This is a genomic window from Acutalibacter sp. 1XD8-33 (assembly GCF_003612555.1).
Classification (GTDB): Bacteria; Bacillota; Clostridia; order Oscillospirales; family Acutalibacteraceae; genus Acutalibacter.
In genome coordinates, this window is the sequence record NZ_RAZF01000006.1 from 90,230 (window position 1) to 107,863 (window position 17,634).

At 55.9% G+C, this 17,634-nt stretch carries 21 protein-coding genes and 1 riboswitch; of the genes, 14 read left to right on the forward strand and 7 right to left on the reverse strand.

The features are described 5' to 3' along the window. Nucleotides 1-7: 7 nt before the first annotated feature. From D7X94_RS06690 to D7X94_RS06700, 3 genes are all read left to right on the forward strand, one after another. Entirely contained in the window at nt 8-256 is a 249-nt protein-coding gene (locus D7X94_RS06690; protein ID WP_120426953.1) for a TfoX/Sxy family DNA transformation protein, read from the forward strand. Nucleotides 257-357: 101 nt separating this feature from the next. Beyond that, nucleotides 358-498, forward strand: a riboswitch (SAM riboswitch). A 95-nt stretch (nt 499-593) separates the two neighbouring features. Beyond that, nucleotides 594-1,775 (forward strand): methionine adenosyltransferase, encoded by a 1,182-nt coding sequence (gene metK / locus D7X94_RS06695; protein ID WP_120426954.1) that lies wholly within the window; start codon nt 594-596, stop codon nt 1,773-1,775. A gap of 200 nt (nt 1,776-1,975) precedes the next feature. Next, nucleotides 1,976-3,490: a DUF5605 domain-containing protein gene (locus tag D7X94_RS06700; protein WP_243111214.1), complete on the forward strand. Its 1,515-nt coding sequence runs from the start codon at nt 1,976-1,978 to the stop codon at nt 3,488-3,490. A gap of 116 nt (nt 3,491-3,606) precedes the next feature. Here D7X94_RS06700 and D7X94_RS06705 read toward each other — a convergent pair whose 3' ends face one another. From D7X94_RS06705 to D7X94_RS06720, 4 genes are read right to left on the reverse strand one after another with little or no spacing between them, the layout of a single operon-like run. Next, nucleotides 3,607-4,047 (reverse strand): GNAT family N-acetyltransferase, encoded by a 441-nt coding sequence (locus D7X94_RS06705; protein ID WP_199715029.1) that lies wholly within the window; start codon nt 4,045-4,047, stop codon nt 3,607-3,609. Next, nucleotides 4,044-4,988: a transketolase family protein gene (locus D7X94_RS06710; RefSeq protein WP_120426956.1), complete on the reverse strand. Its 945-nt coding sequence runs from the start codon at nt 4,986-4,988 to the stop codon at nt 4,044-4,046. Before D7X94_RS06710 ends, D7X94_RS06705 begins: the two co-directional genes overlap by 4 nt. A gap of 29 nt (nt 4,989-5,017) precedes the next feature. Continuing rightward, nucleotides 5,018-5,380 (reverse strand): VOC family protein, encoded by a 363-nt coding sequence (locus D7X94_RS06715; RefSeq protein WP_158590924.1) that lies wholly within the window; start codon nt 5,378-5,380, stop codon nt 5,018-5,020. Between the two features lies 1 nt (nt 5,381). Beyond that, on the reverse strand, nt 5,382-6,224 hold the full coding sequence (locus D7X94_RS06720) for a transketolase (RefSeq protein WP_120426958.1): 843 nt from the start codon (nt 6,222-6,224) through the stop codon (nt 5,382-5,384). Between the two features lie 131 nt (nt 6,225-6,355). On the opposite strand from D7X94_RS06720, the gene D7X94_RS06725 reads away from it, so the two are divergent. The 11 genes from D7X94_RS06725 to D7X94_RS06775 all read left to right on the forward strand — a co-directional run bounded on the left by D7X94_RS06725 (nt 6,356) and on the right by D7X94_RS06775 (nt 14,141). Then, nucleotides 6,356-8,089 carry a putative polysaccharide biosynthesis protein gene (locus D7X94_RS06725; protein WP_243111215.1) on the forward strand — a complete coding sequence of 578 codons (1,734 nt, stop codon included), beginning with the start codon at nt 6,356-6,358 and terminating at the stop codon, nt 8,087-8,089. 82 nt (nt 8,090-8,171) lie between these two features. Beyond that, nucleotides 8,172-8,453: an HU family DNA-binding protein gene (locus tag D7X94_RS06730; RefSeq protein ID WP_120426960.1), complete on the forward strand. Its 282-nt coding sequence runs from the start codon at nt 8,172-8,174 to the stop codon at nt 8,451-8,453. Between the two features lie 74 nt (nt 8,454-8,527). Further along, entirely contained in the window at nt 8,528-8,773 is a 246-nt protein-coding gene (locus tag D7X94_RS06735) for an RNA-binding S4 domain-containing protein (RefSeq protein ID WP_120426961.1), read from the forward strand. A gap of 191 nt (nt 8,774-8,964) precedes the next feature. Further along, nucleotides 8,965-9,231: a YabP/YqfC family sporulation protein gene (locus tag D7X94_RS06740; protein ID WP_158590925.1), complete on the forward strand. Its 267-nt coding sequence runs from the start codon at nt 8,965-8,967 to the stop codon at nt 9,229-9,231. Further along, nucleotides 9,228-9,809, forward strand: a complete 582-nt coding sequence (yabQ, locus tag D7X94_RS06745; protein ID WP_120426963.1) for a spore cortex biosynthesis protein YabQ — start codon at nt 9,228-9,230, stop codon at nt 9,807-9,809. The genes D7X94_RS06740 and yabQ overlap by 4 nt, the downstream gene beginning before the upstream one ends. Before the next feature lie 56 nt (nt 9,810-9,865). Next, a complete protein-coding gene (locus tag D7X94_RS06750; RefSeq protein ID WP_158590926.1) occupies nt 9,866-10,171 on the forward strand; it encodes an FtsB family cell division protein in 306 nt (101 codons plus the stop codon). Nucleotides 10,172-10,224: 53 nt separating this feature from the next. Continuing rightward, nucleotides 10,225-10,722, forward strand: a complete 498-nt coding sequence (locus D7X94_RS06755) for a S1 RNA-binding domain-containing protein (protein WP_120426965.1) — start codon at nt 10,225-10,227, stop codon at nt 10,720-10,722. Between the two features lie 53 nt (nt 10,723-10,775). Beyond that, nucleotides 10,776-11,615 carry a fumarate hydratase gene (locus D7X94_RS06760; RefSeq protein WP_120426966.1) on the forward strand — a complete coding sequence of 280 codons (840 nt, stop codon included), beginning with the start codon at nt 10,776-10,778 and terminating at the stop codon, nt 11,613-11,615. A gap of 247 nt (nt 11,616-11,862) precedes the next feature. Beyond that, nucleotides 11,863-12,390: a ribosome hibernation-promoting factor, HPF/YfiA family gene (gene hpf, locus D7X94_RS06765; RefSeq protein ID WP_120426967.1), complete on the forward strand. Its 528-nt coding sequence runs from the start codon at nt 11,863-11,865 to the stop codon at nt 12,388-12,390. Beyond that, entirely contained in the window at nt 12,387-13,517 is a 1,131-nt protein-coding gene (locus D7X94_RS06770; RefSeq protein WP_243111216.1) for a THUMP domain-containing class I SAM-dependent RNA methyltransferase, read from the forward strand. Before hpf ends, D7X94_RS06770 begins: the two co-directional genes overlap by 4 nt. A 54-nt stretch (nt 13,518-13,571) precedes the next feature. Next, nucleotides 13,572-14,141 carry a GNAT family N-acetyltransferase gene (locus D7X94_RS06775; RefSeq protein WP_120426968.1) on the forward strand — a complete coding sequence of 190 codons (570 nt, stop codon included), beginning with the start codon at nt 13,572-13,574 and terminating at the stop codon, nt 14,139-14,141. Nucleotides 14,142-14,517: 376 nt separating this feature from the next. On the opposite strand, the gene D7X94_RS06780 is transcribed toward D7X94_RS06775, so the two are convergent. The 3 genes from D7X94_RS06780 to D7X94_RS06790 all read right to left on the reverse strand — a co-directional run bounded on the left by D7X94_RS06780 (nt 14,518) and on the right by D7X94_RS06790 (nt 17,404). Further along, nucleotides 14,518-15,444: a hypothetical protein gene (locus D7X94_RS06780; protein ID WP_120426969.1), complete on the reverse strand. Its 927-nt coding sequence runs from the start codon at nt 15,442-15,444 to the stop codon at nt 14,518-14,520. A gap of 24 nt (nt 15,445-15,468) precedes the next feature. Then, nucleotides 15,469-15,939, reverse strand: a complete 471-nt coding sequence (locus tag D7X94_RS06785; protein WP_120426970.1) for an RNA polymerase sigma factor — start codon at nt 15,937-15,939, stop codon at nt 15,469-15,471. A 493-nt stretch (nt 15,940-16,432) separates the two neighbouring features. Beyond that, on the reverse strand, nt 16,433-17,404 hold the full coding sequence (locus D7X94_RS06790; RefSeq protein WP_120426971.1) for a sugar phosphate isomerase/epimerase family protein: 972 nt from the start codon (nt 17,402-17,404) through the stop codon (nt 16,433-16,435). Nucleotides 17,405-17,634 lie beyond the last annotated feature (230 nt).

A 17,634-nucleotide genomic window follows, 5' to 3' on the forward strand; every position in this document is an offset into this window, starting at 1 on the left:
AGAACATATGTCAGCAGTCACATCTTTGGGATTAGGTAAGACTATGGAAAAGAAACTCCACTCGGTAGGGGTTCATTCCGCAGAGGAATTAACGACACTTGGAAGTAAACGAGCTGTTCTTCGGCTCAAGGAGTTGTACCCCAATACTTGTGTAGTTATCCTCTATCATCTGGAAGCAGTAATCCGTGGTGTTGAGATGAAACAACTTGACGACCGCTGCAAGGCAGAGTTAAAAGCGTTTTTTCAGCAGCTATAACTTTCGGGTTTACAAACAGCCGCCCCTTTCAGCCGGGAAATTCTTCGTAAATGGTTGACAAACCGTCTGACTGGTGCTACAATATAGAAAAACAGAATAAATCCTTATCAAGAGCGGCGGAGGGACAGGCCCTGTGATGCCCGGCAACCTGTAGCGAGAGGATCGCTGCAAGGTGCTAATTCCTGCGGAATACGAGCGCGTTGACGGCGGAAAGCCGCGCGGGCTCTCCCGAAAGATGAGGCGCAGAAAGGACCCTCGTTTTTCGAGCGGTCCTTTCTTAATTCCATCAAAAAATCAGGGGGATTTATCCTGGACAACTAGGAAAGGGGTTTGCTCTATGAAATTGTTCACTTCCGAGTCCGTCACCGAAGGCCATCCCGATAAGGTCTGCGACCAGATCTCCGACGCCGTCCTGGACGCCATCATCAGCCAGGACCCCAACGCCCATGTGGCCTGCGAAACCACCGCTACCACCGGCGTGATCCATGTGATGGGAGAGATCTCCACCAAATGCTATGTGGACATCGCCAGCATCGCCCGGGATGTGGTGAAGGAGATCGGCTACGACAACCCGGAATGCGGCTTTGACGGAAATACCTGCGGTGTGCTCACCTCCATTGACGCCCAGTCTCCCGATATTGCCATGGGGGTCAACGAGTCCCAGGAGGCCAAGAACGGCGAGACCGACGAGAACAGCCTCATTGGCGCGGGGGACCAGGGCATGATGTTTGGGTTTGCCTGCGATGAGACGCCGGAGTATATGCCCATGGCCATCGCCTTTTCCCACAAGCTGGCGAAGCAGCTGGCCCATGTGCGCAAGGACGGCACCCTGAAGTATCTGCGCCCGGACGGCAAGACCCAGGTAACTGTGGAGTATGACGGTGACCAGGTGAAGCGCATTGACGCCATTGTAATTTCCACCCAGCACGATGAGAACGTAAAGCTGGACCGGCTGAAGAAGGATATGATCAAGTATGTGATCAAGCCGGTGATCCCTTCTGAACTGGTGGACAGCCAGACCCGCATTTACATCAATCCTACCGGACGTTTTGTGGTGGGCGGCCCGGTAGGCGACAGTGGCCTTACCGGCCGGAAGATCATTGTGGATACTTATGGCGGCTATGGACGCCATGGCGGCGGGGCTTTCTCCGGCAAAGATCCCACCAAGGTGGACCGTTCCGCGGCTTATGCGGCCCGCTGGGTTGCCAAGAACATTGTGGCGGCCGGCCTGGCCCGCAAGGCCGAGGTGGAGCTGGCCTATGCCATCGGCGTGGCCCGTCCGGTTTCCGTGATGGTGGATTCCTTCGGCACGGGTACGGTAAGCGACGAGGCTTTGGCTGAGGCGGTAAAGAAGGTATTCGATCTGCGGCCTACGGCCATTATCAAGGAGCTGGACCTGCGCCGACCCATTTATCGCCAGTTGGCCGCCTATGGCCATATGGGCCGGGAGGACCTGGATGTGACCTGGGAGCGTGTTAACCGCACAGAGGCCCTTCGGGAAGCTGTGAATAACGGATAATCTAAAAAATTATATGGGAAAAACCAGCCGTTGCGGGCGCGAAAGCCTGGGCGGCTGGCTCTTTAGTTCGCGGGAATGACATCTTCACTGATGGAGAACAAGGCCGGCGGACACGCTATCTGCCTGCTTCGGAAGTGTATGAGCGGGTCAGAGAGGACTCTGCCGCAAGGCACATCATGGAAAATCTAAGGAGAATTCTTATGCAAACGATAGAGAAATGGGGAATGCTGGAAATCAGCGCCCCCGGCAGGACCGAGGGGAATCCCTTCACAGACTACACCTGTACCGCCACCTTTCGCGGAAAAAATGAGACGGTTATCGTGGACGGCTTCTATGATGGCGGCGGCATCTATAGGGCTCGATTCATGCCCAGCTTTGAGGGCGAGTATATCTATGAGATGGCCGGCAGCTTTGGCGAATCTGTCAGCGGAACGTTTACCGTCACCGCGCCGGCTGAGGACAACCATGGCCCGGTGCGGGTGGTGAACCAATTCCACTTTGCCTATGAGGATACGAAACCCTACTATTCTGTGGGAACCACCTGTTATGCCTGGGCCCACCAGCCGGAAGAGGTTCACCGGCAAACCCTGGAGGAGCTTGACAAAGGATACTTCAACAAAATGCGCTTCTGCGTGTTTCCCAAGCATTATATTCACAATTTCCGGGATCCGGAAACTTTTCCGTATGAGGGTACGCCGGTGGATAATTCTGATCTGTGTGAAGAGAACTTTTCCTATCAGGTGGGATTTGAGGGGAACCATTGGGACTTTACCCGCTTCCAGCCGGAACATTTCCGGCGGATAGAGCGGTGCATTGTGGAGCTGATGGACCGGGGGATTGAGGCGGATATTATTGTCATGCACCCCTATGACCGGTGGGGCTTCTCTGCCATGACGTCGGAACAGGATGATCTCTACTGGAATTATGTGGTAGCCCGCTTTGCCGCTTACCGCAATGTATGGTGGAGCCTGGCCAATGAATATGATCTGCTGTTCCAGAAAAAACTGGAAGATTGGGAACGGTACGCTCGCATTCTCTGTGAGAAAGATCCCTACCGCCATCTGCGGAGCATTCATAATTGCATGGCTTTTTATGACCATAGCCGTCCCTGGGTTACGCATTGCAGCCTGCAAAGGCAGGATCTGTACCGCCATGTGGAATTTACAGACGAATACCGCGTGCGCTGGGGCAAACCCATCGTCTGGGACGAGATTTCCTATGAAGGCAATATTGACATGGGGTGGGGGAATATCTCTGGCCAGGAGCTGACCCGGCGTTTTTGGGAGGCCGCTATGCGGGGAGGCTATGCGGGCCATGGAGAAACTTTTGTGGATGAAGAAAATGACATCCTCTGGTGGAGCCATGGCGGCCCTCTCCGTGGCGAGAGCCCGGCCCGGATCCGGTTCCTGCACAAAATTCTGGAGGAAACCCCGGGCTATGGACTGCGGCTTGGCCAAGGTAGCTTCGATGAGACAGTGGGCATATCGGATAATCCGGCTTCTTTCATCACTGGCAACGGGGGATATGAGATCCACTATTATGGCTTTGGCCGTCCTAGCTTCCGAGATTTTATTAAGCCGGAAGGTAGCTGGAAGGTGGAGATCATCGACACCTGGGAGATGACGGTGACAGATGGGGGAACCTATGCTGGAAAGTTCCGTGTACGTCTGCCTGGAAAGGAATATATGGCTGTGCGGTTGACCCGAATAGATTAAACCGCGCTTACTACAACACAGACTCTAGGCTCGTTTGGAAAATCGAAAAACCATAAAAACCGGAGCCCACAGAGAAGGTGGCTCCGGTTTTTATACAGACTCTAGACCTTTGACGGTTAGAATGTCTTTTTTAGATTGAGCTGCATTTTATTGCCCTCATAGCCCAGAGCACGGTAAAATGCATGGGCGCCCTTGCGGCTCTCTCCGGATACCAGCCGGATGCCATCCGCGTCTTGCTCCTTGGCCCAGGTCTCTCCGGCTTCCAGCAGAGCCCGGCCGATGCCCTGACGGCGGCAACCGGGGTCCACCGCGATGCCCATGATGTTCTTCATGTGGTCCGCGTACAATACGTCGTAGTCCACCAGGTGGAGATATCCCACCACCTGGCCCTCCCGCTCCGCCACCAGGATTTTGTCCCGGCCGGATTCCAGCAGCTTTTCCAACTTGCGCCGGGTCCTGTCCTCCGGGTAGTCGTAGCCCATGGCCACGGCGTTCAGCCGGGTGAGGGCTGGGGCGTCCCCGGGCACAGCGTCCCGGATGAGGAGCTCGGCCGTCACTTGCCCAGCACCTTTTTCACTGTAGACTGAATCCCCTCGGCGCACAGGCCGAATTCCTTCAGCAGATCTACCGCCGGACCGGAGTGGCCAAACACGTCCTGCACGCCCATGCGGGTGAGGGGCGCGGGGCACTCTTCGCACAGGCAGGAGGCAACGGCTTCACCCAGCCCGCCGATGATATTATGCTCTTCCACGGTGACGATACGGCCGGTTTCTTTGGCAGCTTTGACCACCAGGTCCCGGTCCAGGGGCTTGATCGTGTGCATGTCGATGAGCCGGGCGTGGATCCCCTCTCCGGCCAGGGCGTCCACGGCCTTAACAGCCTCGCCCACCATCAGTCCGGTGGCGATGACCGTCACGTCGCCGCCCTCCCGCAGGGTGATGCCTTTGCCGATCTCGAATCCGTAGTCATCGTTGTTGTTGCAGCTCTCCACCGCTAGACGGCCCAGGCGGATATAAACCGGGCCCTGGTACTCCACAGCGGCCTTCACGGCGGCCTTCATCTCGTAGTGGTCGGCGGGGTTCAGCACCACCATGCCGGGGATGGAGCGCATGAGGGCGATATCCTCGCAGCACTGATGGGTGGCCCCGTCCTCGCCCACGGAGATGCCTGCGTGGGAGCCCACGATCTTCACGTTCAGATGGGGATACCCCACGGAATTGCGCACCTGCTCGAAGGCCCGCCCCGCCGAGAACATGGCGAAGGAGGTGGCGAAGGGGATCTTCCCGCAGGAGGCTAGCCCGGCGGCCACGCCCACCATGTTTCCCTCGGCAATGCCGCACTCGATGAACCGGTCGGGGTAGGCCTTGCCGAAGTTCTCCACCTTGGTGGCGTCAGCCAGATCGGCTACCAGCACCACAATATCCGGGTTTTCCGCGCCCAGCTCCACCAGAGCCTCACCAAAGCTCTCTCGGGTTGCTTTCTTAACGATTTCAGCCATTGCTATCGCGTCCTTTCTCTATATGCTGTTCAGGCCTGCTCCGCCCCGCCCACACAGTGGACAAAATCAATATTGTTGCCGTCTGGGTCCTTGATGCCGATTGCCCGCCAGCCCCAGGGATAGGTCACCGGGGGCTGTGGGACCTCCACTCCGGCGGCGGTAAGCCGGGCGTATTCCCCGTCCACGTCGTCTACCAGGAATTCCAGGCCGCAGCAGTCCTTATTTACCGGAGTTTTTTCACAAGTGGGGGTGATGACCAGGGTGACGCCGCCTACGGGCAGTTCCCAGCGACCGGGGACGATCTCTTTCGCCTCGGCCTGGAGCACCAGGGAGTAGAATTCTACCAGACGCTCCCGCTGGGTGGAGACGATGTTGATACATTTCAGCGTCATATTATCCCTCCAGTGCCTTTTCCGTAGCCCGAAGCTCCTCCATGGCCTGCTCATACTGCTCCTGATTGGGGGCCTTGCCGTGCCAGCCCGCCTGATTCTCCATGAAGGACACGCCCTTGCCCTTGGTGGTTTTCGCGATGATGGCAAAGGGCCTGCCCTCGCAGGCTTTGGCGGCGGCAAAGGCGTCCTCCAGGCTCTGGAAGTCGTGGCCGTCCGCCTCCGCCACTTCAAAGCCGAAGGAGCGGAACTTCTCGTCGATGGGGGCGATGCCTGCCACCTTGCCCACGTCGCCGTCGATCTGCAGGCCGTTGTAGTCCACGATGAGGCACAGGTTGTCCAGGTTGTGGTGGGCGGCGAACATAGCGGCCTCCCAGACTTGGCCCTCCTCCAGCTCGCCGTCTCCCAGCAGGGCGTAGACTCGGTAGGATTTCCCGTCCATCTTGGCAGCCAGGGCCATGCCGGCGGCGGCGGAGACTCCCTGGCCCAGGGAGCCGGTGCTCATGTCCACGCCGGGGGTGCCCTTCATGTCCGGATGCCCCTGGAGCATGGCCCCGATGTGCCGCAGTTTTTTGAGTTCTTCTGGGGAGAAATACCCCCTCTGGGCCAGGGTGGAATAGAGGCCGGGGGCGCAGTGGCCCTTGGAGAGCACGAAGCGGTCCCGGTGAGGATCCTTGGGATTCTGGGGGTCAATATTCATATGGGAAAAATAGAGATAGGTGAAAATGTCCGCCGAGGAGAGAGAGCCTCCCGGGTGGCCTGATTTGGCGTGGAACACGCCTTCGATTATACCGGTGCGGACCTTGGCGGCGGTCAGCGCCAGGGCCTTGCTTTGTGTGGCGTCCATATGCTCAGTCCTTTCCTGAAGTTTAAAAATCATTATACAATATTTTGGGAGAAAAAGCAATCGCCAGTTAAAAACTGAATATACATAGAGAAATGCGGGTCCTCAGTTCTAAAAACCCAGGAGATGATGATTTGAAAAAACAGAGCTTTCTCTATGGCGCGGTCATCCTTACTGCCGGGATGGCGGTGGTAAAGGTGATCGGCGCGCTGTTTAAAATTCCTTTACAGCACATTATTGGTGAATATGGCATGGGCCTGTTCAATGTGGCCTATAATTTTTACGGTCCGATATTCAGCCTGGCTACGGCGGGCTTCCCGGTGGCTGTTTCCCGGCTGGTAAGTGAAAACGCGTCTCTGGGCCGATGGAACGATGTGCGGGCGGTGAAAGAAGCAGCGGGACCCCTGTTTCTGGGCTTTGGCCTCGTGGGGGGGATCCTGATGACGGTTTTCGCCCCCTTTTACTGCCGGCGGATCATTGGCAGTGAAAACGCCATCTATCCTATGCTGGCCTTGACTCCAGCCCTGGTGTTCGCCTGCTTTGGGGCGGTGTACCGGGGATACTACGAGGGCCTGAGGAATATGGGTCCCACAGCGGTATCGGAAATCATTGAGGCGGGAATCAAACTGTGCCTTGGACTGGGGCTGGCCTGGTTTCTGGCCCAAAGGGGGATGGCGGAATATGAGGCGCAGGGCACGGTGCTGGGCGTTTTGGCCGGAAGTCCGGACCAGGCGCAGTTCCTCACTCTGGCTTTTGCCTCGGCGGGAGCGGTGCTGGGGGTGACAGCCGGCTCTCTAGGGGCGGCAGCCTATCTGGGCCTTCGCTGGCGGATCAAGGGGGATGGGGTAAGCCTTCGGGAGCGGCGGCGCGCTCCTCCTTCCAGAAACTGGGCCTCTACAGTGAAGGCGCTGTTGAAGATCACAGGACCAGTGGCGGCGGGATCCATCGCCATGAACGCCGCCGGGCTCATCGACGCGACATTTTTGCAGAGCCGCATTGGAGAACTGATGGCCCGGTATCCGGAGCGGCTGCTGGCAGTCTATCAGGGGATGATTCCCCAAACATATTTGGAAAACCGAGAGGCGGTCCCCACCTTTCTCTATGGCTGCTATACCCTTGCCATGACGCTCTACCTGCTGGTTCCGGCATTAACCCAGGCCATAGGTATGAGCGCTCTTCCGGCGGTGACAGAGGCTTGGGCAAGAGGAGAGAAGGCCCAGCTCAGGGAGCGGATGGAGTCGGTGCTGGGGATCACAGCCCTGGTATGCTTTCCGGCAGGAGTGGGGATTACGGCCTTGGCGGAGCCCATCGCCCGGATGCTGTATGGGGGTAGTTCCACGCCGATTGTGGCGGGCGTGCTGCTCACTTTAGGACCAGCCTCCCTCCTGGCGGCCATGACTGTGCCGGTTTCCAGCATGCTTCAAGCAGTGGGGCGGGCGGACCTGCCGGTGAAGCTGATGATAGTCGCCATGGCTTTAAAAATCGCTGTAAACTGGAGCCTTTGCGGGATTCCGGAGATCAATATTCAAGGAGCCGGGGCGGGCACTTTCGTCTGCTATCTCTTTCTGGCGGTGGCGGAGCTTTGGGTGTTGATTCGGGTGACCAGGGTAAAGCTGGCTTTGGGAAGGCTCTTTCTGAAGCCGCTGGGATGCTCAATTTTGTGCGGGTGTGCCGCCTGGAGTGCATATATGGGATTATGCCGGCTAGGATTGGAAAGTGGGGCTGCCACAGGGCTGGGCATTTTGTGCGGTGGAATCGTATATGTGATGGGGCTGCTGGCAAGCCATGCGCTGGCAAAGAAAGACTTGATGATGCTGCCCAAAGGACAAAAAATTGCAAAAACGCTTGAAAAACGGGGCTGGATGTGATATCATTGCTACTGTTACTATGAGCAACTGCCGCAGGCCTTTTTTTCGGCCTACGGACAAAATTTGGGAGGTAGCCAGAATCATGAACAAAACGGAGCTGATTGCAGAAGTAGCCGAGAAAGCAGGGCTGACAAAGAAGGACGCCGACGCTGCTGTCAAGGCTGTAGTAGACGCTATTACGGAAGCCCTGGTAAAGGGTGACAAGGTGCAGTTGGTGGGCTTTGGCACTTTCGAAGTGAGAGAGCGCGCCGCTCGTTTTGGCCGGGACCCCCGTACCGGCGAGAGCATGGAGATCGCCGCGTCCAAGTCTCCGGCCTTTAAGGTGGGCCAGGGGCTGAAAGACGCAGTAAACGGTAAAAAGTAAGAAAAGAGCGGGCTGGATGGAGCCCGCTTTTTCTTTTGATTTTATTCTGGAAACTGCCTGGAAAGGAGAAACACATGCGTTTAGATAAATATTTAAAGGTATCCCGGCTGATTAAACGCCGTACTGTAGCCAACGAGGCCTGCGATGCGGGCCGGGTGCTGGTGAACGGCGGGGTAGCCCGGGCATCCTATAATGTAAAAGAGGGAGATCTGCTGGAGATTCACTTGGGCGAGCGGGTGCTGAAGGCAAAGGTGCTTTCCGTGACGGAGTACGCCAAAAAAGAAGAAGCCTCCGGCATGTATCAGATGTTAGAAGATTAAAAGCCTACACTCCCAACCGCCTGGGCCGATGGCAGGGGTTCTAGATTCTGCCGCCGGAGCATAATAGTAAACGCGCTTGGAAATCGGTGAATACCGATTTTCAAGCAGGGTGGCTTTGCCGCCCAGTCCAAAAGAGGAATTCCTCTTTTGGACTGCGTTAACTATAGTTCCTCTGGAAGGGGATGGAGCCCATGGCGGAACAGCCAAAAAAGCACGGCCTGAATCTGGAAAACCGGGAACGCCTGACAGCTACGGGGATCAAACGGGTGGATTTTTTCAGTGACGAGCTGATCGCGGCCCAAACGGATCTGGGCCAGCTGAATATCAAAGGCGAAGAGCTGCATATTGAGAGCCTGAATTCAGACACAGGGGATATGCTGGTAAAAGGCAAGGTAGGGGCAGTGTCCTATACAGAAACCGGCGCGGCCCTGTCCTTTTTTGGCAGGCTGTTCAAATGAGCGCCGGAATCCTGCCCTCCGGAAGCCTCTGTTTGTTTTCCGGGGCGCTGCTGGGCGGGCTTTTCCTGGCCTGCAAGCTCCTGCGGATTCTCCTGCATGGCGGCAGGCTCTGCGCCGCCGTTTTGGATATACTGTTCTGCCTCTGCTGTGCTTTTACAGCTTTCCTCTGCGCTTTGGCGGTGGACAGGGGCCGGCTGCGGATGTTTCAAGCGGGGCTTCAGATTTTAGGGGCCTGGGGAATCATTGCGGCGCTGGATCCTATGGTAGAGGGGGCCGCTCGGATTTTGCGCCGGATCTGGTCAAAGCTGGCAGCGTGGATTAGAAGTTTTTTCAGAAATTGGGTCCGCCGCCCGCTGGCGGCTTTTTGTAAAGGCGTCGCCGTGCTGGCTTTCCGTCCCGTGAAAGCTCTTGCGGCCAGAAGGCGGAGCCGCCGGGCTTGCCGTCTCGCCCGGCAAAAGCGGCGAACGCCCTCTAAAGGCCCTACATATAGCGGAAAGGCTGGAGCCAGCCCTAGAAAACGGAAAAAAACCAGCCGCAAGCGGAAAAATCCGAAAAAACCCCTTGAAAAACTTACGTAAACTAGTATATAATGGGAATAACACATCCATACCCTTGAGCGAAGGGAGGGCTGCTTTTGAATGAGACCAAGAAAACCCGCAAAAAGAATTGGGGGGGCATACTGGTAAAATTTGCCGTGCTCTGCTTCACGCTGGCAGTGTTGGTTTCCCTAATCGGGCGGCAGGTGCAGATTCGGCAGAAGCAGGACCACCTGGCTCGGTTGGAGGAACAGCTGAATGCCCAGAACCTGAAGAATCAGGAGCTGAAGAATGCCATTGACAATGAGGACGGTCTGGCGGAGTACGCGGAGCGGCGCGCCCGGGAGGACTTGGACTTTGCAAAGCCCCACGAGAGGGTCTTTGTGGATATGGGCGGCGAGTAGGCTTTGGTGGATATGGAGAAAGAGTCAAATTCTGAGGAGGCTTGCGCGAGATCATGGGGCTTGAGGTTGGAGAGATCTATGAGGGAAAGGTGACAGGCATTACAAAATTTGGGGCCTTTGTGAGCTTTGAGGGAGGCCAAACCGGGATGGTGCATATTTCAGAGATAGCGCCAACCTTTGTGAATGAGATTCACGACTTCGTCTCAGAAGGGCAGGTCGTGCGGGTGAGGGTGCTGTCTATCAACAGTGATGGCAAGATCAGCCTTTCCATGAAGAAGGCCCTTCCCCCGGAGGAACAGCAGAGACCCCGGCGTCCCGGGCCAGGGGGAGGAAGAAAGCCGGGTCCCCGTCCGCCGCGCCAGCCCCGGCCAGAACCCCAGCCGGGCCCCGGCCGTCCGGGGGACTTCGAGTGGCAGGGCCGCCGCAATGACAGCGGCAGCTTTGAGGACATGATGTCTCGGTTCAAGCAGACCAGCGACGAGAAGATGTCAGATTTGAAGCGTGGCAACGAATCCCGCCGGGGCTATTCCCGCCGGGGGCAAAAAGGATAGAGCTGGAAAGCCCCGTTGCGATGGGGCTTTTTTGTTTGTTAGGAGGAAAGGAAATGCGGGAAATTCAGGGAATAGAGATTACGAACGCGATAGAGCGGCTCTGTGTCGAGGCCAACCGGGTGCTCCCGGCCAGTCTGGAAGCTCTGCTGAAGGAGGGTCTCCAACGGGAAAGCGGTTCTATTGCCAAGCCGGTGATGGAAGATCTGTGCCGGAATCTTCAGGCCGCCCGGGAGATGGAGATTCCCATCTGCCAGGATACTGGCATGGCAGTGGTGTTTGCCGATGTGGGCCAAGAGGTGCACATCGTTGGCAGGTTTGAGGACGCGGTAAACGAGGGCGTGCACCGGGGATATCGGGACGGCCTGCTGCGATGCTCTGTGGTGGCGGATCCCATCCGGCGGGGCAATACGGGAGACAATACCCCTGCGGTGCTCCATGTGCGTCTGGTTCCGGGGGACAGGCTTGCCCTCACCGTGGCGCCCAAGGGTTTTGGCAGTGAGAATATGAGCCGTCTGCAAATGTTCACCCCCGCCGCCGGGGAAGAGGAGATCGTGGGTTTTGTGGCCCGCACCGTGGCGGAGGCCGGTGGCAACCCCTGTCCGCCGGTGGTGCTGGGAGTAGGTATCGGAGGCGACTTCGAGCTTTGCGCGGAGTTGGCCAAGCGGGCCCTCTGCCGGGACGTGGCAGAGCGGAACCCAGACCCCTATTATGCCCGGCTGGAGGAGAAGATGCTGGATGCGGTGAACAAAACCGGCGTAGGACCCCAGGGCTTCGGGGGGGACGTGACGGCCCTGGCGGTGAACATTGAGGCCTATCCCACCCATATTGCGGGGCTTCCGGTGGCGGTGAACGTGGGCTGCCATGTAACAAGGCACCATACAGTGGTTCTTTAGAACCTATACCCAAAAGACATGCGCAGTATCTCAGCCAGAATGCCCGCCCAGGCGTGTGCTCCTTGCCGCACTGCTACGCAAGCTAAGCCCCTATATCACTCTCAAAAAGCATACTTTTTGCAATTCACTCTTGCACTATTTTGTAAAACATGTTAAAATATGTATGGACGGGGCCAAGTGCTCCAAGACTTTGCTTTTTAGCTGGTTTTCCCTGCTTTTTAAGCGGGCACAAAAGGAGGAAAGGTTTATGAAAATCACGATCATCGGCAGGAAAGTGAATCTTCGCAATAATTTCAAGGAGTTGGCAGAGAAAAAGCTGGCAAAATTCGACCGGATTTTTGACGAGGATGCCGAGGCTACTGTCACAGTTACGGTAGAACGCAACCGCCAGACTGTGGAGATCACTATTCGCCAGCGGGGGATGATCTGCCGGGCGGAAGAAACGGCCCAGGATATGAACGAGGCCCTGGACCATGTGATCGCTGCCCTGGGCCGCCAGATGCGCAGGAATAAAACCCGCCTGGAAAAGGCCAAAAAGGTGGACCCTGGCCTGGAGTTCTCTGACGATTACTATGACGAGCCGGATGAGGAGCTTCAGGTAGTGCGTACCAAGCGCTTCGCTGTAAAGGTGATGACCCCTGAGGAGGCGATTATGCAGATGAACATGCTGAACCATGAATTTTTCATGTTCAGAGACGATCAGACTGGTGAAATTAACGTGGTCTATCGCCGGAAAAATGGCGATTACGGCCTGTTGGTGCCGGAAGAGAAATGAATTTCTCTAAAGAGATGACTTATTCCGCAGCCTGCCTGATGGGCGTGGAGGGATTGGTGGCCCAGGAGCTGCGGGAACTGGGCTGCCAAAATGTCCGCGCGGAAAATGGCCGGGTGCTTTTTGAGGGCGGCTGGGACATCCTTGCCCGGGCCAACATCAACAGCCGCTATGCTGAACGAGTGGGAATCTGTCTGGGAGAGTTTCAGGCAAGGTCTTTCGAGGAGCTTTTTCAAGGGGTGAAAGCCTTGCCCTGGGAGGATTTCCTGGGGAAAAGGGACGCCTTTCCCGTCATCGGCAGCAGCCTGAACAGCAAGCTCTATAGTGTGCCGGACTGTCAGGCCATCATCAAGAAGGCGGTGGTGGAACGCCTGAAAAGTTGCTATCACCTGAGCTGGTTTCCAGAGGACGGTTCCTTGCATAGAATCCGCTTTCGCATACTGAAGGATCAGGTGAGTATAACCATAGATACCAGCGGGGCCGGCCTGCACAAGAGAGGATACAGGCCGGCTTCTTCTGCCGCACCCATCAAGGAGACCCTTGCCGCCGCGTTGGTCAATTTGATGCGCCTACGAGGCGATGGGAACTTTCTGGATCCCTTTTGCGGGTCCGGCACGCTGCTTATTGAGGCGGCGCTGCTTGCCATGAAAATAGCCCCCGGCGTAAACAGAGGGTTCGTAGCCGAGAGCTGGGACAATGTGGACAGGCTGATTTGGCAGCGAGAACGGGAGCGGGCCCGGGACCTGGAATGCCGGGACAGTGGGTTCCGTGCCACTGGCTACGACATTGACCCGGCGGCGGTGGAACTTGCCCTGGAAAACGCCCGCCGGGCCGGGGTAGGGGAGTGGGTGTCCACTTTCGTTCGGGATATCCGGCATTTCCAAGAGGAAGCTCCCTATGGCTGCGTGGCCTGCAACCCGCCCTATGGACAACGGCTGATGGATCAGAAAGCTGCCCAGGAGCTTTGTCGGGAGATGGGCCGGGTTTTCTTGCCTAGACGCGGATGGAGCTATGGTATCATCACGCCGGAAGAGGATTTTGAGAAGCTCTTCGGCCGCCCGGCGGATAAGCGTCGAAAGTTGTATAACGGTATGATCCGCTGTCAGTTTTATCTGTACTATAAGGCGTGAAGAAGGGATCGTGCCGGAGTCTGGTTTAAAGCGGACTCTAAAAGAGAGGGAGTTATGAGGTTTTTTCAAAAGTTGAGGGGGGAAATGGAGACCCTGCGGCTGCGGATCCGCCGGTGGGAGCATAAAGATTTTGAAGCTTATGTGCATATTGTCTCCGACCCAGCGGTGATGACCCCGGCGGGGTGTGAGCCAGCCGGAAACTTGGAGTCTGCTGCGGGCATGTTCCGTAAGGATCTGCGGAATGACTTGTGCTATGCGATTCAACGGAAGGACACGGGAGAGGTCATTGGCAGGATCAAATATCAGACGGATCTGCGCCGGTTCCATGTGAACAGCCTTTCCGTTGGCTATGAGCTTCGCCGGGACCAATGGGGACAGGGCTATATGCCTGAGGCTCTGGCGGCTATGGTAGCCTATGGCTTTGAGAAGAGAGGGCTGGATGTGCTGGCCGTGAGCCATTATGCGGACAATGCCCGTTCCCAGCGGGTGATTGAAAAATGTGGTTTCCGGCTGGAAGGCGTGACACCTTGGGCCTGCCGGCGTTTTGATGGAAAAATCTGTGACGATGTGTGTTACTCCATTTTAAAGCAGGACTATTTTGAAGGACTCTCCGGTAGGGAATAGCCCAGCATTTCTGAGGACGGCGCGTATTGTTTGAGATAGAGAATCACAGGATTTACAGTCCGGCACTCCTGATGATTGCGGGGTATAAAGGGATAAGCAAAATTCTCTTGCCAAGAGACTATTGGCAAGAGAATTTTGTTTTTTTATGAAGAACAGAAAGCGGAAAATGAAATCCAGTTGGCTTCCGCCGCAAAGGGCGAGGTTGCGGCGGGGCAGTGGGCCTCCGACTCTCGCTTGCCAGCTCAGTGAATCGCTGTGTTCCAGTGGCTTCTGGATGTGGAAATGTGTTAGGCCTTGGCGAACTCAATTGGCTAGAGTAAAAGTTTGATCCAGTCCAGGGTGAGATCCTTGTCACCAAAGACCATACGTATCACTTTCAAAAAGTATCGTTTTCTGCAAAACAAGCGGCTAAATTGAGACTATCTAGTAAGGCATGGATATCCTCCAGCTCCATCCGCGTTCCCACCATATGGAATGAATAGCGGCCAGAGGCCAAATTTGCCCAGAACAGAGACTGTCCGGTTTTCGAGCGGTCCATGGAAAGGAGTACCTCCGTCCCATCCGCCGTGTCATAGCTTTCCGTATAGGCATAACTATCCGACAAAACATAGGAATTGCCAAGGGGCTCCTTGTGACATTTGAATTCCAGCGTGAAAGCGGTTCCGTTTTCCCCGGTATAGGCGGAGACTACCGAAAACTCCCGCAATTTGTCGCCCTGCTCACAGGTATAGCAGGTCTGCGCGTCCTCTACAGGCTCATACCGATTTTCCAGCAAATCAGTGTTCAGTGGAGTCCCGCTCCAAAGTTTATGAAAATCTGAAAGCTGGGTTCCCAAGTATCGAGTTTTCTTCTGAGTTCCTTCTTGGATGGTTCGTTTTTTTGTCCAGCTGTCTGAGGAGTTGCCTTGAGTTTCTTCCGCTTCGGCCACATCAAGCTCTTTCCACCAGGCCGAAATTTCTACTGTGGGCGGGCGGTACTCCCAATCGCCGTCAAAAGTCCCCAGAACTACGACATTATTCTGGGAACCTTGGCTCTCCCGCTCCAACCATGCGGCTTCTTCCGTACTGTCCACCGGTCTGATTTGATTTTGCCGCCCGATGACAGCCGCAGCGGCTGTCACAGTCAACAAGGCGCCCAACACCACCGCAGCCAGTATTATCTTTCCAGAACGGTATCTTCGTTTGGCCGCAGGCATAGGAAATTCCAGCATGTTTTGGATAAAACGCTGCTTTGTCTCTGAGGAGAAGGCTAAGGTGTCCAAGGCTTCAGTATATTGCTGCCTATTCTGCTCCACTTTGCTCATCACGTATCCTCCTTTTGTGTTTTTCTATTTGTCCAGCAGATTTCGAAGTTTTTTGCGTCCCCGGCTCAGATGTGCCGCTACGGCGGATTCACTGCGGCCCAGCAGACTGGCAATCTCTTGGATGGTATATCCTTCGTAATAGAAGAGGTAGATCGCAGCTCGGTATTTTTCTGGGAGCGCCATGACCGACTCCAACACCGGGGAGGAAGGGACCTCCGGCGCTTCCCTTTCCATAGCGGCATCCAAAGGGACCGCCTTTCGCCGGAACGCCCGAAGCTCGTCTTTGCAGGTATTGATTGTCGTGCGGATCAGCCATGCCTTTTCATGCTCCGCGTTTTGGAAGTCCGGTCCGGAAGCCAGCAGCTTTAGGAATACGGTCTGCACCACATCTTCTGCGTCTTGGGTAGAGCGCAGATAGGTGAAACTCACGCGCAGCAGAGTGTCCGCATAAGCGGCCACAATCCGCTCAGCTTCCAGTCTGTCCATTTGTTTCATGGGTTTACCAGCTCCTTTATGAAAGCGCCTTCATCTGAAATACGATTGAGACATAAAGATGTTGACAGGAACTTCTAAAAAACCTATATAGGGCGAGTGCTCTATGTAACGATATAAAACGACATCCTTAAGCCAGCATGAAAGTCTGTACAAAAGCCCTTGGTGACAGATTCTATACTTTTTGAAAGAAAATGACTCTGCACAATTGTCTTTCAGAAAGTACAGAAATACAAAAAGGGCATGAACCAGAATCTTTCCCGGCTCATGCCCTTTTTTGATTTTTGTTTTCGCTCACCCGGCTTGGGGTATGGGCCTATATGGCGTGAAAGGCTCTGTCAAACCACTCCCGCCCCCGGAGGATTCCTCCTAGCCACCAGGAGAGCAAGCCTGCCTTACCCACCAAACCGTGGGGCGCGGTGGACCAGCCCTCTCCCAGCAGTGTCGAGCGCGTTGCTTTGCGCGACATCGCGTCTCACCTGCGGGGGCTCCCCGCTCAGATCCAGCGGGCGTCGGTCATCTTGTCCTCGAAGGTGATGGAGCGCTTGAGCACGTCGCAGGCCTTCACTAGACCCTCATTCTTGCTCATCAGGCTGTCCTCGTGCTCAATGGAGAGCACATAGTCATAGCCTACCAGACGCAGCTGGCTGACGAAATCCTTCCAGAACAGCTCATCATGGCCATAGCCGATGCTGCGGAAAATCCAAGAGCGGTTCACCTCGTCTGCATAGCTCAGAGTGTCCAGAGTGCCGTTGATGGGTCCATTGATGGGGTCGATCTTGGCGTCTTTGGCGTGTACGTGGAAGATGGCGTCGCCGCCCAGTTCGCGGATCACCTTCAGGGGATCCATGCCCTGCCAGAAGAGATGGCTGGGATCCAAGTTCGCGCCGATTTCTGGGCCCACGGCCTCCCGGATGCGCTTCATTGTCCGGGTGTTGTACACGCAGAAGCCCTGGTGCATTTCAAAAGCGATCTTGTTTACCCCATGTTCCTTGGCAAAGGCCACGAAGTTCTTCCAGTAGGGGATGAGCACCTCGTTCCATTGCCACTCCAGTACCTCCGGGAACTCCGGAGGCCAGGCGCACACAATCCAGTTGGGGTTCTTACTCTCAGGACAGTCACCGGGACAGCCGGAGAAAGTGTTGATCTGGTGGATGCCCAGCTTTTCTGCCATGAGCACTGCGTTGTGGAGATCGTCGTCAAAGGCTTTTGCAATCTCCTTGTTGGGATGGATGGGGTTGCCATGGCAGGAAAGGGCGCTGATTTCCAGGCCGGAGGCCGCAATGGTGTCCTTGAAGTCCTGTAGCTTCGCCTCGTCATGAAGCAGCACGCCGGGGTCGCAGTGGTCCTTGCCGGGATAGCCGCCACAGCCGATCTCCACCATCTGGGCGCCCAGAGACTTGAAATACGCCAGGGCCTCCTTCAGGGGGGTATCGCCAATCACATTGGTCAAAATACCTAATTTCATTGGTATGCACTCCTTCTATTCCGATTTGAGCGGATTTCCGCCCGATTTGGTTCTGGTAATATTATACAGAATCTTTTTTGAAAAAGCAATGGCATGCCGAAAATAAATTGAATTTGTGACCGTTTTTCTTTGGGTGGCATAGAATGGGGACGACGCCGGGAGTGGCTTGATTGTTTTTTTTGAGTATTGGAAGGCCGCTGGCAGCTTAGGGGCGTTGCCCCTAAGAACCC

What these genes read in the sequence shown, in the direction of transcription:
- D7X94_RS06715 (WP_158590924.1), bottom strand. Translation starts at nt 5,380, where the DNA reads ATGACGCTGAAATGTATCAACATCGTCTCCACCCAGCGGGAGCGTCTG.
- D7X94_RS06730 (WP_120426960.1), top strand. Translation starts at nt 8,172, where the DNA reads ATGAACAAAACGGAGCTGATTGCAGAAGTAGCCGAGAAAGCAGGGCTG.
- D7X94_RS06755 (WP_120426965.1), top strand. Translation starts at nt 10,225, where the DNA reads ATGGGGCTTGAGGTTGGAGAGATCTATGAGGGAAAGGTGACAGGCATT.
- metK (WP_120426954.1), top strand. Translation starts at nt 594, where the DNA reads ATGAAATTGTTCACTTCCGAGTCCGTCACCGAAGGCCATCCCGATAAG.
- D7X94_RS06785 (WP_120426970.1), bottom strand. Translation starts at nt 15,939, where the DNA reads ATGAAACAAATGGACAGACTGGAAGCTGAGCGGATTGTGGCCGCTTAT.
- D7X94_RS06700 (WP_243111214.1), top strand. Translation starts at nt 1,976, where the DNA reads ATGCAAACGATAGAGAAATGGGGAATGCTGGAAATCAGCGCCCCCGGC.
- D7X94_RS06770 (WP_243111216.1), top strand. Translation starts at nt 12,387, where the DNA reads ATGAATTTCTCTAAAGAGATGACTTATTCCGCAGCCTGCCTGATGGGC.
- hpf (WP_120426967.1), top strand. Translation starts at nt 11,863, where the DNA reads ATGAAAATCACGATCATCGGCAGGAAAGTGAATCTTCGCAATAATTTC.
- D7X94_RS06780 (WP_120426969.1), bottom strand. Translation starts at nt 15,444, where the DNA reads ATGAGCAAAGTGGAGCAGAATAGGCAGCAATATACTGAAGCCTTGGAC.
- D7X94_RS06720 (WP_120426958.1), bottom strand. Translation starts at nt 6,224, where the DNA reads ATGGACGCCACACAAAGCAAGGCCCTGGCGCTGACCGCCGCCAAGGTC.
- D7X94_RS06790 (WP_120426971.1), bottom strand. Translation starts at nt 17,404, where the DNA reads ATGAAATTAGGTATTTTGACCAATGTGATTGGCGATACCCCCCTGAAG.
- D7X94_RS06775 (WP_120426968.1), top strand. Translation starts at nt 13,572, where the DNA reads ATGAGGTTTTTTCAAAAGTTGAGGGGGGAAATGGAGACCCTGCGGCTG.
- D7X94_RS06740 (WP_158590925.1), top strand. Translation starts at nt 8,965, where the DNA reads ATGGCGGAACAGCCAAAAAAGCACGGCCTGAATCTGGAAAACCGGGAA.
- D7X94_RS06710 (WP_120426956.1), bottom strand. Translation starts at nt 4,988, where the DNA reads ATGGCTGAAATCGTTAAGAAAGCAACCCGAGAGAGCTTTGGTGAGGCT.
- yabQ (WP_120426963.1), top strand. Translation starts at nt 9,228, where the DNA reads ATGAGCGCCGGAATCCTGCCCTCCGGAAGCCTCTGTTTGTTTTCCGGG.
- D7X94_RS06760 (WP_120426966.1), top strand. Translation starts at nt 10,776, where the DNA reads ATGCGGGAAATTCAGGGAATAGAGATTACGAACGCGATAGAGCGGCTC.
- D7X94_RS06735 (WP_120426961.1), top strand. Translation starts at nt 8,528, where the DNA reads ATGCGTTTAGATAAATATTTAAAGGTATCCCGGCTGATTAAACGCCGT.
- D7X94_RS06690 (WP_120426953.1), top strand. Translation starts at nt 8, where the DNA reads ATGTCAGCAGTCACATCTTTGGGATTAGGTAAGACTATGGAAAAGAAA.